Source organism: Aureimonas sp. CAS, from assembly GCF_059838215.1.
Map to the genome: position 1 here is coordinate 1,422,308 of NZ_CM187563.1, position 12,552 is coordinate 1,434,859.

Here is a 12,552-nt window from a genome sequence, read left to right on the forward strand (position 1 = left end):
GGGCGGAAAGCCCGGCCGACCAGACCGATCGTGATCAGAGCATGGGCAGGGCGACGGAGCCCTGCGTCACCGTCGAGTTGTTGCCGTTGCCGATCTGCGTGACGGTCGCCGTGTTCGAGTTCGAGAGCTGCGAGATGGAGCTCACGTTCGAATTGCCGGTCTGCAGCAGCGTCGCGCTGTTGGAGTCGGCGGTCTGGTTGATCGACGAACGGTTGTTGTTTCCGGACTGGGTCGAGCCCACGGTGTTTCCATCGCCGCTCTGAAGGAACGTGCTGATGTTGCCGTAGCCGGACGAGCTGAACGTCGCGGAATTCAGATCACCGATCTGCACGCCGGCGACGTCGCTGAAGTTTCCGTTCAACGTGCCGAGGATCGAGTTTCCGCTGCCTTCCTGGCTGAAGCCGAAATCGTTCTCGTTGCCGGTGATGGTCACCGCCAAGCCGTTCTGGCTGCCGCGTTGGCTGATGGTGGAAAGCGCCATACCATTCGCGGAGCTGAAGGCCTGCGTTTGGGCGAACCCGCCGAGCAGGCCGTTCCTGTTGCCGTCGATCGTCAGCGTCAGCTGGTTGTTGACGCCGGGCGCCCCGCTCAGCCCGTCCTGGGTGGCGGAGGTCAGGATGTTGTCGTTGCCCGTCTGGCTGACGGACAGGACGTTCGCCGTGCCGTTCTGCCCGACACTCGTGATGTCGGTGTTGAGCGCACCGCCGATGCGGTTGTTCGAGCCGTTCTGGATGATGGTGGCGGTGTTCTCAACGCCCCCGGTGTTGTTCTGGCGGACGACGCGAACAACGTTGGCGCCGCCGTCCTGGTCCACGGTCAGAGCGTTCGTCGTTGCCGACGCGCCGGAAAGGCTGGTCTGCTGCAGCGTGTCGAGACGGTTGGAGGTTCCGGTTTGGTCGATGCTGGCGGTGTTGCGGTCGCCGGTCTGGTCGATTCCGGTGCGCTGGTAGCCGGTCGTATTGAAGCGGCCATCCTGCGTGATCGTCAGGACGTTCCGATCGCCGGTCTGCGTCGCGAAATTGGCTTCGCCGTCCCGGCCGACATTGTTGGCGCCGCGGCCGCGCTGCCGCACGTCGGCGTTGTTGTTGTTGCCGACCTGAAGCAGCCGCGACGTGTTGCCGTTCGTGGTGGAGTCGTGGGACGCCTGATCGACGGTCGCTGCATTGGAGCCACCACGCTGAATGTTGGTGGCGATGTTGCCGACCGACTGAGCGGCGGCCGCGCCGGACAGCATTGCGAGAGCCGTGGCGGCGAGAAGAGCCGTCTTGAAAGTCGTCATGTCATTTCCCCCTTGGGTGTACTGTGCCGCCCCGTCTTCGAGTGCCGGCAAGACTTGGTGAATCCTGTCCCGCACCGAGGCGCAGGCATGCCTTCGGCGGTGCGCTGGAATGCGCGATCCGCGAAACGGAACCCCGGACTGCAACCGCGGTCGATTTCGAGCGCAGAGGGCCGTTCACGCAAAAGACGCGCGTTCTGCCCTGCTGATCGGTGATGTGGATGTCTGGCGCGGCACGACCTCTAGGGCCGACGGACAGGGTCCGTCGTGAGATCGCTCCGCATTTCGCACCTTGGTTGAGCCGGATGAAGGTCCGTTCTCAGAAGTCCGTAGGCTTTACCCCCGCCTCTTCGAACCTCTTAACGAAGGGTTTACTCTTCCGCCTTCCGTTCAGTCAACGAGTTTTGCGCGATGTAGTTCATTTCGGAACACTAGGATTAACGCGGGTTTTGCTTGTACGGAGATAGTAATGGAAGCAAATGTAATTCGTAAGGGCATCTTATAAAAATTCGTCATTCGGGATATTTCTCTCCCGCAGGGGTAGAACTAACACGTCCTCTGATTGCTCAATAATAAGGGCGACGAACGAATCGGAGCGCCTGCCTTGAAGGACTATTCCGCTGCGGAATCCCGTCGCGTATCCTGTGGGGAGCTCCGGCGGCCCGGTCCTGTGCAATCGAGCGATTTTCCAAGGCCACGGGCTGGCTCCGCGAGGTCGCGGAGAGATGCCCAAACGAAAAGGCCGGCGCTTTCGCGGCCGGCCTTTTGTCCGATTCTTCAGTTGCCGTAAGGCGGGGTCGCTTTCCTAGGTAGGGGACTCACCCAAGCCATTGAGTGACCGTCGCGATCAGCGCGATGGCGGCCAGATAGTTGATGGCGAGGCGGTCGTATCGGGTTGCGATGCGCTTCCAGTTCTTCAGCCTGCCGAACATGCGCTCGATGGTGTTGCGACGGCGATAGGCCTTGCGGTTCAGCGGATAGGCGATATCGCGGGCAGCCCGCCCCGGAATGACTGGCTCGATCTCATGTTGGAGGAGCCAGGTCCGCAGCTTGTCGGCATCATAGGCTTTATCTGCGATCAGGCGCTTCATCGGTCTCATGGCCTCCAGAAGCGGAAGAGCCATGGAGATGTCGGCGATGTTGCCGGGCGTCAGGGCAAGGGCGACGATCCGGCCACCAGCATCGGCCAGACAATGGATTTTCGTCGTTCGGCCGCCGCGCGAGACGCCGACCGCTTGCGCAAACTCCCCCCTTTTCCGCCGGATGCTGAGCGGTGTGCTTTGACATGCGTGCTGTCGAGGCAAAGCTCATCGGGGACAGCACCTCCGGCTGCGACCTTGGCGAAGATCCGCTGCCAGACGCCGCGTCGTGCCCAGCGGGTGTAACGGTTGTAGATCGTCTTGGCCGGTCCGTACTCTGGCGGCACATCTCGCCAGCGGCCGCCGGTCTTCAGGATATGAAGGATTCCCGAGATGACCCGCCGGTCATCGACCCGCGGCTTGCCGGGTTGGTTCTTCGGCAGGTGCGGCTCCAACTTCGCCCACGCCTCGTCCGACAGCCAGAACAGATCGCGCATGATCGCCTCCATCCAAGGAACCCAATGCCGAATGGAATCTGCCAATCTTGGCAATATCTTGGTTGGGTCCCCAACCTAAAGGCTTGCGACCGAGTTCGAGCCGCCGATCGCGCCGAGCGAAGGCTCGTCCGGCCCCGGAGCGGGCGGGAGCTGCGGGGGAGCGGCGTCGGCCGGCACCGCGCCGACGCCGGGCACCTGGCGCACGCCCGACTGTCCGGCCGGCTGTGGAGCCGCGCGGGGCGCCGGTTGCGTGTTGGCGGTCACCGGGCCCGGTGCGAGCCGCGACGAGACCGTGACGGGGCGCGGCGCCGCCGGAACCGTCTCGGTGATCGTTGCCGCGTCGCGCGTGCGCGGGGGAGGCGGGAACGCCGCCTCGCTCGTGAGGAAATCGCCGTATTTGGCGGCGCGGTAGGCCGCGACATACCGTGCCCCGGCCTCCGCGTCCGCGAAGTTCCAGAGGTTCAGCTCCGCGCCCTCGACGATGAGGGAGGCGACCGCCTGTTCGAAGGCCGACTGGACCGCGATCTGCTTCGGCTCGTTGTAGGTAACGCCGGCCTCGCCCTCGAGCAGTTCGTCGAGGCGCACGAAGCGGAACGTGCCGCCCTGCAGGGCGTAGGACGCGACGGACTTGCGCGTGGTGACGCTGGTCAGAACCTCGCCGGTCTTGGTGGAAACCGCCCGCAGCGTGACGGTCACGACGTCGTGCATGTACCGCGTGTCGGCGCCGATGCCGAGCAGGCGAGCGCCCACGCCGCCCGTCGCGATATTGGTGTCGTAGCCGATGATGCCGCCTTCGATGATGATGCTGGCATGGAGCAGCGGCGGCAGGATGCGCGCGTCGATCGTGTTCTCGTTGTTGTAGATGCGGCGCATCTCCGTGAGGATCTGGCGCTCGCGCAGGAGGTTCTCCAACTCCTTGCGCTCCAGAACCGTGAACCAGCGACGCTCGCCGGCGTCCTGCAGCGCCTTGATGAGGATCGCGGAGCCGCCCTGCGTGATCGCGCGCGACAGGGACTGGACGTTGTCGCGCTCCTTGAACTGGCCGGTCAGGTCCTCGATCTCGTAGACCGCGACCACCGTCTTCGCCTTCGGCGGCGGAATGCGGCGCAGCTCGTTGTTGGGTTGCGTGACGGGCGCGACCACGGGCGCGGCGTCGAGGACCGACGCCGTCGTCACGCAGCCGGCGAGGGCCGCCGCGCATGCGCCGAGAGCCAGAGCGCGCACCATGTTGCTGCGGAGCGAACGCTTCGCCTTCATCGGTTTTCCCCTCGTTGGGCCGGCATCCCCCCGGATCCGGCCTCAAGCGAACTTCAGTTGATCGTCAGCGGGCTCAGCGGCGAACCGTTCAGCGCGCCGAGGGACGAGGCCCCCGTGGTGGCCGCCGCCGTCGTCGGAGTGACCACGAGCTGCGGGACCACGATGTCCGTGACAGTCCCGTCGGCGGCGTTGGTGATCCGCAGGCGGATGGATCCGACCGTGCGTTCGAAGGTCACGGTCGTATCGCCGAACTGGACCGTGCCGGAATCCTGCGGGTTCTCCCCGAAGATCGCGTCGGTCACCTGTCCGGCGAGGGCCGAAAGCAGCCGCCCCTGGAGCTGGCGGATGAAGAGATCGGCGTCCGAGGTGCCGGGGGTGCCGGGCGATCCGGGCGTGGCCGTCGCCGGCGGCACGAAATCGCTCGCCGTTGCCGTCCGCTGCGCGTTGGCCGTGCCCAGAAGATGGGCCGAATTGAGCGGGTTTCCTCCGAAGGAGGGGTTGACCGGCGTGTAGACGAGGTCGCCCGCCGACGCGACGCGGCCGAGTGCGAGCAGGCCGACCAGGGCGAACGGCGCGATCATCTTCATTTGGCCACAGAGCCTCCTTCTTTCCGCCTTCCCCTATAGTCCAGAGAATTGATGTATAGCAATGCCTTCTAGATATGTTTGACGATGCAAAGGGTCCCGTAGCGTCATTTCGGTCACGATGACTGGTTCTTCCCTCGCGGAATCAGGCTCTTGGTCCTGCGCAGGCCAGTCGTTGCGGCGAGGGATTCGTGCGGTCGAAACGGTCTTTGCTGCGCTGGCCGGCCGCTCCCGGCGATCGTCCGGCTCCATTCGGAGCTCGTGTCTCACGAACCCGAACGCGGGGAGGGGGCGGTCTCGCGACGAGCGCTCCGCTTGCAGAGGTCGGTGCCCTGCGCTCTTGCGGGAAGGCCCTGCAATCGCTAGGAAACCGCCGGTCGGGCGATTAGCTCAGTTGGTAGAGCGCCTCGTTTACACCGAGGATGTCGGCAGTTCGAGCCTGTCATCGCCCACCATTCCAACCCGAGCCCTGGCATCAAAACCGTTCGTCGGTCTCGGCCGCGCGCGGCTTCGGCGTGGCCGATCGGATCGGCGTTGCAGCATCGGGCCGAAGATCGGACGCGATTTTCGGGAGGCCCGATGCGCAGTTGCAAAGAGAAGGAGCGGCCTTCGTGCGTCGGATGGGACGCACGGGGCTCCGGGCGCGGGCGAGGGACGGCGACCGCATGGCCGCCGCCCGCAACGGTTCACCCGGCGCTCACCGCGCTACCATTCGATGCCGATCTTGCCGAAATGGCTCGCGCCCTCCTCGTGCCGGAAGGCGTCGGCGAGATCGTCCAGTGAGAAGCGCCGATCGATCACGGGGCGCACCGCGTTCGCCCCCAGCGCGCGGACGAAGTCCTGCTGCTGGCGCCGGCTTCCCACGATCAGCCCCTGGACGCGCGCCTGCTTGGCCATGAGCACGGCGGTCGGCACCTCTCCGGAAAAGCCCGTCAGCACGCCGATGAGCGAGATATGGCCGCCGATCCGCACCGCCTCGACGGACTGGGCGAGCGTTCCCGGTCCCCCGACTTCCACGACGTGATCGACGCCGGATCCTCCGGTCCAGTCCCGGACCGCGCGTCCCCATTCCGGATCGGCGCGATAGTTCAGGGTGAAGTCCGCGCCGAGCGTTCGCGCACGCTCCAGCTTCTCGTCGGACGAGGAGGTGATGGCGACGCGGGCGCCGAACATCTTCGCGATCTGGAGGGCCCAGATCGAGACGCCGCCCGTGCCGAGCAGGAGCACCGTGTCCCCCGCCTTCAGGCCGCCGTCCGCCACGAGTGCGCGCCATGCGGTGAGCCCGGCGGTCGTGATGGCAGCGGCCTCCACCGCGTCATAGCCCTTCGGAGCATGGGTGAAGGCCGTTGCCGGCAGCACCGCGAACTCGCGGGCAAAGCCGTCGATGCCGTCGCCCGGCGTGCGCGCGAAGTCTCCTGTCGTCGGCGCGCCGTCCTGCCAGTCCGGAAAGAAGCAGGACACGACGCTGTCGCCGGGCGCGAATTCGCGCACGCCCTCGCCGACGCTTTCGACGATGCCCGCCCCGTCGGCCAGAAGGATGCGTCCGTCCGCCGCCTTCATCTTGCCGGTGGCCACCGACAGGTCATGGTAGTTCAGCGATCCTCCATGCAGCGCGACGCGGATTTCGCCGGCCCCGGGCTGGCCCGGATCGGGTCTGTCCTCCCTGACGATCCGCTCCAGTCCGCCGGGCGCTCGCAGTGCCATCGTCTTCATCGTGGTGTCTCCATCTCTTCCGTCCGGTGAGGGACGCCGCGCCGGACATAGGCATAGGCGGGCTCGGCCGCGAGGGCGGGCAGGGGGCGAGATGGAAATGCCCCCGCGCGTGTCCGGGCGGCCTACCGTCACGGTCCAGGAATGGGTATGGCGACGGTCGATGACGATCGGTTCGACCCCCGAAAGCGATTCCGCGCCGAAGGCGCCTCTCTCGGCAGAGGCGGTCGGCGTCGCCCTGCGCATCGGCTCGACGGTCGCCTTCGCCGCGATGGGCGGCTGCATCAAGGCGCTGGGGGACAGCGTGCCGCTCGGGGAGATCGTCTTCTTCCGATCGGCCGTCGCCCTGCTGCCGCTCGTCCTCTTCCTGCACTGGACGGACGCCTTCCCGGCGGGGCTCGCGACGCGCCGTCCGTTCGGACATGTGGCGCGCTCGCTCATGGGCGCCTGCGCCATGTTCACGTCCTTCGCGACGATCCGGTTCCTGCCGCTCGCGGAGGCCACGCTCCTGTCCTACCTCGCGCCCGTCATGCTCGTCCTCTTGAGCTGGATGCTGATCGGCGAGACCCTCACATGGCGCCGGATTCTCGGTGTTGCCTTCGGGCTGGGCGGCGGCGCCGCATTCTGCCTGCCGGCCTTTTCCGGCAATCTGACGGACGGCATGCTGATCGGCTTCGCCATGGGGCTCCTGACGGCGCTTCTGACGGCAGGCGCCCTTCTCCAGGTCCGGCGCCTGACGCTGGCCGGCGAGAAGCCCGGCGCGATCGCCTTCTGGTTCGCCGTCGTCTCCGCTCTGGCCGGCCTGTCCACGCTGCCCTGGGGCTGGGTCTTGCCCGATCCGCATCAAGCCGCGCTGCTCGTCGGCGCAGGGCTTGCCGGCGGCGCCGCCCATATCCTGATGACGCTGTCCTTCCGCCATGCCGAGGCGGCGGCTCTCGCGCCCTTCGAATATCTGTCGATCCTGTGGGCGATGGTCGTCGGAATGGTCTTCTTCGCCGAGATCCCGAACTGGACCTTCCTTCTGGCCGCGCCCCTCATCCTGGCCGGGTCGGTCATCGCTCTGCCGAAAGGCGCGATCAAGCTCGGGCGCAGGCGCGCGCCGGCGGCGGGCGTCTGAAGCGCATTCGGCCTAGAAGGCGGGCCTACTCCGCCGCGATCCGTTCGCTGGAGACGGGCAAGGCGACGCTTCGTCCGACCGGCTGCACGACCGGCGCGCCCCGGCTGTCGTGCAGGACCTCCACCTCGACCCCATAGACCGAGCCGATCAGCTCGGCGGTCACGAGGCTGCGCGGCGGGCCGGCCGCATGCAGCGTTCCGCCTGCGACGACGAGAAGATTGTCGGCATACCGGCAGGCGAGGTTGAGGTCGTGCAGCACCACGATGGTCACCTGATCCTTCGAGCGGGTTTCCCGGCGCACGACGTCGAGAAGGGCGATCTGATGCTTCAGGTCGAGCGCGCTCACCGGCTCGTCGAGGAGCAGGCCGAGGGAGTCGCGCATCAGCACCTGCGCGAACATCGCCAACTGCCGCTGGCCGCCGCTGAGCGAGCCGATGGCGCAGTTGGCCAGATGTGCGATGCCCACGGCGTCCAGCCTCGTCATCGCGGCTTCGAGCGTTTCGTCGTCGATGTGGAACTGCAGGCGCCCCAGGCGCCCGAGCACCACGACCTCCAGAACCGTCATCGCCAGATCCGAGGCATTGTCCTGCGGCATGTAGGCGAGGGCGTCCCGCCATGCCTTCCGGAATTTCGGCGTCGGCCGTAAGGTGTCCATCCGATGGCCGCCGAGCTCGATCGTGCCGGCGCACAGCGCCAGATCGCCGAAGAGCGCGCGCAGGAGCGTCGTCTTGCCCGCGCCGTTCGGGCCGATCACCGCGTGGATCCGGCCCGGCTCGAGAACCGTGCTCACGTCGCGCAGCACCATCGTGTCGCCGCGCGAGACGCAGACGTCGTCGAGCCGGATCATCGCACGGCCCCGCGCGGCGCGAAGATCAGCCAGAGCAGGAACGGCACGCCGACGATGGCCGTCACGATTCCAACGGGGAAGAGCGCCCCCGGCACGATCGACTTCGACAGGACCGAGGCGGCGGACAGGATGAGCGCGCCGCACAGCATGGACAGAGGCAGCAGGAAGCGCTGGTCCTCGCCGACGCTCATGCGGGCCATGTGCGGCGCCACGAGGCCGACGAAGCCGATCACGCCGACGAAGCTCGTGGCGGTCGCGGTCATGATCGCGACGAGGATCAGAACCTTCATGCGCAGGAGCCGCACGTCAACGCCAAGGCTCGTCGCCCGCGTCTCGCCCATGCGCAGGGCCGCCAGCTTCCAGGAATCGCTGAGCAGGATCAGGGAACAGCCGAGCGTCACGACGGTCGTCAGCCAGAAGGTCGGCCAGGTGGCCTTGGTCAGGCTGCCGAAGAGCCAGAACAGGATCTGCTGCGACAGCTCCGGCGAGGAGAGGAACTGGACGAGCGACAGAAGCGACTGGAACAGGAAGAGAAGGGCGATGCCGCCGAGGATGATCGTGTCGCCGCGCATCCGCCGCATGGAGGCGAGCGCGAACAGGAACAGGGCCGACAGCATGGAGAAGACGAAGGCGCCGAGGGGGACCGCGATCATGGCGCTGAGCCCGAAGCCGCCGAACGACAGGACGAGCGCGGCGCCGAAGCCTGCGGCGGCCGCCATGCCGAGCGTGTAGGGACTGGCCATCGGGTTGTCGAGAATGGTCTGCATCTGCGCTCCGCCGGCCCCGAGCGCGGCGCCGACGCTGAGCGCCATCAGAGCCATCGGCAGGCGAAGGTCCCAGACGATCGTGTCGGTCATGGCCCCGCGCTCGCCCAGATGCGTCAGCGAACGCAAAACTTCGGTCAGCGGCAGAAGCGACGGGCCGGTCGCGACGTCCAGCACGAAGCTCCCCGCGGCGACGAGCCCGAAGATCGCGATGGCGCGCCAGCGCCGACGCTCGCGGCGGCGGTGCTCGGCGATGGCCTCGGCGTGGGTCGATACGGCGGTCATGGCGGGTCCGGCGGACGGAGCGGGGAGCGGGGCCGAGACGTCGTCCCGGGCCCCTTCGGATTCTCAGTCGTCGACGGAGATTGCGAAGGTTCCCTCGGGCATTACGGGGAGATACTTCGCGTAGTAGTCGAAGTAGTTGGCGACCGGATCGACGTCCGCGAAGGCGTCCGGATAGAGCTGCTTGGCGATGAACTGGATCATCGCGAAATCCGACAGGGTCCGCGAGGCGCCCTGGTAGACCCCGTAGAGACGCCCGTCGCGGATCGCGGGAAGCTCGGCCCAGCCCGCACGGGTCTCGAACGCCTTCAGCTTCTCGTGCGCCTCGTCGGAGCTCACGCCCTGGCCCATCGCCATCGCGGTCGGGTTGGCGTTATCCTCGCGGCCGGAGATGAAGATCGCCTCGGGCTGGGCGGCCAGAACCTGCTCGGGATTGATGACGCCCCACCATTCGACGAAGGGCGCGGCGATGTTGTCGCCGCCCGCCGCGGTCGCCATCGCGCCCCACATGTTCTTGCCGTAGGTGAAGGAATGCTCCGAGGGGCCCTTGTTGCCGAACTCCATGTAGACCCTCGGCTTGGGCTGGCCGCTCGAAGCGATGCGCTCGTCGATGTCCTTCATCGCGTCCTCGTAGAAGGTCGCGAGCTCCTCGCCGCGCTCTTCCTGGCCGGTGATCGTGCCGAGCACGCGCGTGGACGCCGCGTGGCGCTCGACCGTCTGCGCGTTGTAGTCGACGACCGCGACCGGGATGCCGGCCTGTTCGATGCGTTCGGCGTCGAGGCCGAGCGCCTTGTACTGCCAGTCGGCGAGGACGACCATGTCGGGCTCGAGCGACAGCACCTTCTCGACCGAGAAGGTCTGCTCGTCGATCTCGCCGACATCGGCGATGTCGGCGATCGACGGACGATGGGCGACGTGCATGGCCCAGTTGGCGGGGACCTTTCCGACCCAGGCCTGTCGCGACAGGCCGACCACGTCGTCGAAGGCGTCTTCGCCGCCGACGGCCATGTAGTCCTCGAAATAGAAGCCCAGGACGACGCGCTTGGCCGGCAGATCGGCGGTGACCTCGCGGCCGATCACGTCGGTGAAGGTCCGCGGCTCGGCATGGGCGAGCGCGGACGCCGCCAAGAGAAGGAAGGGCGCAGCGAAGGTCGCGGACGCGATACGCCGGAGGGACTGGCTCACGTGTGTCTCCAGAAGGTCGTCATGGGCGGCGGGACCCATACTGCCGGCGAATACTGGATACAAGAAGTATAGTTTAGAACCATGGTAAGCTGAGCCGCTCCGTGCTCTGCACAGGGCGCGCGGCGGCTGTCGCATGAGGCACGTCCCGCGACGGCGAGAGACGGCGGGACGGGAGGCGTGGGAGGCGTCCGCGTCGTCGCGACGGCCTTTCCGGGCGGCTGACAGGTTTGTGACAGCATAACCCGTCTAGAAATCTCCGACCGGCCGGGCAGGGGCCGGATCGCACGGCGCTTCGGGAGGATGCGCGCTGGCAACGCCGCGAACGGCCGGGAAGCGCATCGGCGCACGGCGGCGGCTCAGCTTCACTCTCCCCTCGCGTCTGCAGCCCCGACCGGGCCGAGACCCTGCATGTTTTGGGAGAGAAAAACCGCATGTCCTTCACACGATCGAGCATTCTCGTCGCAGCGCTCCTCGCCTCGACCAGCGCGTTCGCGCAGATGTCCGAGCTGCGGATCATGGCTCCGGCGGCCCCCGGCGGCGGCTGGGACCAGACGGCGCGCGCCATCCAGGCGACGCTTCAGGCCGACGGCCTCGTCCAGAACATCCAGGTCGAGAACGTCGCGGGCGCGGCCGGCACGATCGGCCTCCAGCAGTTCGTGAACCGCACGGACGGCGACGGCAACGCCGCGATCGTCGGCGGCTACGTGATGGTCGGCGGCATCATCACCAACGAATCCCCGGTCACGCTCGCGGACGTCACGCCGATCGCCCGTCTGACGGGCGAGTATGTCGTCGTGGTCGCTCCGGCCGATTCCGAGATCGACAACGCCGAGGAACTCGCCGCGCTTCTGAAGGAGGATCCGGGCCAGGTGTCCTGGGGCGGCGGTTCGGCGGGCGGCGTCGATCACATCGCGGCCGGTCGCTTCGCGCAGGTCGTCGGTGCCGATCCGGCCGAGATCAACTACATTCCCTATTCGGGCGGCGGCGAGGCCCTGGCGGCTCTTCTCGGCAACCAGGTCGATGTCGGTGTCTCGGGCTATGGCGAGTTCGCCGCGCAGATCGAGTCGGGCGACCTCAAGGTGATCGGCATCACCGCGCCCGAGACCCAGGACTACGCTCCGAACGCCCCGACCTTCGCCGACCAGGGCTATGACCTGACGATCCAGAACTGGCGCATGATCGCCGGCGGCCCGAACCTGTCGGACGAGCAGCGCGAGACGCTGACCTCGACCATCCGTCAGATGGCCGAGTCCGAGCGCTGGCAGCAGGAACTCCAGACCCGCGGCTGGGTCGACACCTATCTCGACGGCGAGGAGTTCCAGACCTACCTGAACCAGGAGATCGAGAACACGACGGCCATCCTGTCCGAGCTCGGTATCACCCAGTGAGCGAGCAGCCGGACACGCGGCTGACGGAAGAGAGCGGGGGCGGGGCAGCCCGCCCCCTCTCGTCCGACGGCCTCCACCACCGCGTCGGGATCGATATCGGCGGGCTCCTCATCGCAGCCTCGCTCGTCCTTCTCGCCTTCCTCATCTTCTCCGACGCCTCGACCTATCCCGTCCGGCGCGCCTCGGCCCATTTCGGCCCGGCCATCTTCCCGATGATCGTCGCCGCCGGGCTCCTGATCCTCGGCGGTCTCACCGTCGTCATGGCGGTCAGGGGAGGCTTCCCGGAGCGCGAGGTCATCTCCTTCGTCGCCCCGGCCTGGATCACGGGCGGGCTTCTGGCGCAGGTCCTGCTGATCGCCTACGGGGGCGGCTTCGTGCTCGCCGCGGCCGCGCTGTTCGCGGCGACCGCCCGCGGCTTCGGCCACCGCAACTTCCTCGTCAGCTTCCCGGCCGGGATCGGCGTCGCGGTCTTCCTCTACATCCTCTTCCAGCGGCTGCTTGGCCTGGCGCTTCCCGCCGGCCCGATCGAGGCCGCCATCAACGCGCTGTTCCGGTAGGCGGGCCCG

General features: G+C 67.3%; 11 protein-coding genes and 1 tRNA gene. 4 read left to right on the forward strand and 8 right to left on the reverse strand.

Features of this window, described 5'->3' with window-relative positions:
• Nucleotides 1-34 precede the first annotated feature (34 nt).
• From AC6R2M_RS06995 to AC6R2M_RS07010, 4 genes are all read right to left on the reverse strand, one after another.
• On the reverse strand, nucleotides 35-1,354 hold the full coding sequence (locus AC6R2M_RS06995) for a beta strand repeat-containing protein (RefSeq protein ID WP_500486818.1): 1,320 nt from the start codon (nucleotides 1,352-1,354) through the stop codon (nucleotides 35-37).
• A gap of 740 nt (nucleotides 1,355-2,094) precedes the next feature.
• Nucleotides 2,095-2,852, reverse strand: a protein-coding gene (locus AC6R2M_RS07000; RefSeq protein ID WP_500486820.1) for an IS5 family transposase whose coding sequence is annotated in 2 segments (ribosomal slippage) — nucleotides 2,095-2,519 and nucleotides 2,519-2,852 — 759 coding nt in all. Because the reading frame shifts where the segments join, the coding sequence is not laid out codon by codon here.
• A gap of 75 nt (nucleotides 2,853-2,927) precedes the next feature.
• Nucleotides 2,928-4,109, reverse strand: a complete 1,182-nt coding sequence (locus AC6R2M_RS07005; protein ID WP_500486822.1) for a CsgG/HfaB family protein — start codon at nucleotides 4,107-4,109, stop codon at nucleotides 2,928-2,930.
• A 53-nt stretch (nucleotides 4,110-4,162) separates the two neighbouring features.
• Nucleotides 4,163-4,696, reverse strand: coding sequence for a curli assembly protein CsgF (locus tag AC6R2M_RS07010; protein WP_500486824.1), 534 nt, complete (start codon nucleotides 4,694-4,696; stop codon nucleotides 4,163-4,165).
• Between the two features lie 376 nt (nucleotides 4,697-5,072).
• Between AC6R2M_RS07010 and AC6R2M_RS07015 the strand changes: the two genes are divergently transcribed.
• Nucleotides 5,073-5,148: transfer RNA gene (locus AC6R2M_RS07015), tRNA-Val, on the forward strand.
• Between the two features lie 250 nt (nucleotides 5,149-5,398).
• On the opposite strand, the gene AC6R2M_RS07020 is transcribed toward AC6R2M_RS07015, so the two are convergent.
• The gene (locus AC6R2M_RS07020) at nucleotides 5,399-6,406 is read right to left on the reverse strand and encodes a zinc-dependent alcohol dehydrogenase family protein (protein ID WP_500486826.1); all 1,008 of its coding nucleotides are present in this window, start codon (nucleotides 6,404-6,406) and stop codon (nucleotides 5,399-5,401) included.
• A 160-nt stretch (nucleotides 6,407-6,566) separates the two neighbouring features.
• On the opposite strand from AC6R2M_RS07020, the gene AC6R2M_RS07025 reads away from it, so the two are divergent.
• A complete protein-coding gene (locus AC6R2M_RS07025; protein ID WP_500486828.1) occupies nucleotides 6,567-7,520 on the forward strand; it encodes a DMT family transporter in 954 nt (317 codons plus the stop codon).
• A gap of 25 nt (nucleotides 7,521-7,545) precedes the next feature.
• Here AC6R2M_RS07025 and AC6R2M_RS07030 read toward each other — a convergent pair whose 3' ends face one another.
• The 3 genes from AC6R2M_RS07030 to AC6R2M_RS07040 form a co-directional block, all read right to left on the reverse strand.
• Nucleotides 7,546-8,367 carry an ABC transporter ATP-binding protein gene (locus AC6R2M_RS07030; RefSeq protein WP_500486830.1) on the reverse strand — a complete coding sequence of 274 codons (822 nt, stop codon included), beginning with the start codon at nucleotides 8,365-8,367 and terminating at the stop codon, nucleotides 7,546-7,548.
• On the reverse strand, nucleotides 8,364-9,416 hold the full coding sequence (locus AC6R2M_RS07035; RefSeq protein ID WP_500486832.1) for a FecCD family ABC transporter permease: 1,053 nt from the start codon (nucleotides 9,414-9,416) through the stop codon (nucleotides 8,364-8,366). Before AC6R2M_RS07035 ends, AC6R2M_RS07030 begins: the two co-directional genes overlap by 4 nt.
• A 63-nt stretch (nucleotides 9,417-9,479) precedes the next feature.
• Nucleotides 9,480-10,598: an ABC transporter substrate-binding protein gene (locus AC6R2M_RS07040; protein WP_500486834.1), complete on the reverse strand. Its 1,119-nt coding sequence runs from the start codon at nucleotides 10,596-10,598 to the stop codon at nucleotides 9,480-9,482.
• A 431-nt stretch (nucleotides 10,599-11,029) separates the two neighbouring features.
• Between AC6R2M_RS07040 and AC6R2M_RS07045 the strand changes: the two genes are divergently transcribed.
• Together AC6R2M_RS07045 and AC6R2M_RS07050 are read left to right on the forward strand one after the other, a co-directional pair.
• The gene (locus AC6R2M_RS07045) at nucleotides 11,030-11,986 is read left to right on the forward strand and encodes a Bug family tripartite tricarboxylate transporter substrate binding protein (protein WP_500486836.1); all 957 of its coding nucleotides are present in this window, start codon (nucleotides 11,030-11,032) and stop codon (nucleotides 11,984-11,986) included.
• Nucleotides 11,983-12,543 carry a tripartite tricarboxylate transporter TctB family protein gene (locus AC6R2M_RS07050; protein WP_500486838.1) on the forward strand — a complete coding sequence of 187 codons (561 nt, stop codon included), beginning with the start codon at nucleotides 11,983-11,985 and terminating at the stop codon, nucleotides 12,541-12,543. The genes AC6R2M_RS07045 and AC6R2M_RS07050 overlap by 4 nt, the downstream gene beginning before the upstream one ends.
• Nucleotides 12,544-12,552: the final 9 nt, after the last annotated feature.

Bases quoted from the DNA above. Each gene is read 5' to 3' on its own strand.
- AC6R2M_RS07005 (WP_500486822.1), bottom strand. From the start codon at position 4,109: ATGAAGGCGAAGCGTTCGCTCCGCAGCAACATGGTGCGCGCTCTGGCT.
- AC6R2M_RS07010 (WP_500486824.1), bottom strand. From the start codon at position 4,696: ATGAAGATGATCGCGCCGTTCGCCCTGGTCGGCCTGCTCGCACTCGGC.
- AC6R2M_RS07020 (WP_500486826.1), bottom strand. From the start codon at position 6,406: ATGAAGACGATGGCACTGCGAGCGCCCGGCGGACTGGAGCGGATCGTC.
- AC6R2M_RS07025 (WP_500486828.1), top strand. From the start codon at position 6,567: ATGACGATCGGTTCGACCCCCGAAAGCGATTCCGCGCCGAAGGCGCCT.
- AC6R2M_RS07030 (WP_500486830.1), bottom strand. From the start codon at position 8,367: ATGATCCGGCTCGACGACGTCTGCGTCTCGCGCGGCGACACGATGGTG.
- AC6R2M_RS07035 (WP_500486832.1), bottom strand. From the start codon at position 9,416: ATGACCGCCGTATCGACCCACGCCGAGGCCATCGCCGAGCACCGCCGC.
- AC6R2M_RS07045 (WP_500486836.1), top strand. From the start codon at position 11,030: ATGTCCTTCACACGATCGAGCATTCTCGTCGCAGCGCTCCTCGCCTCG.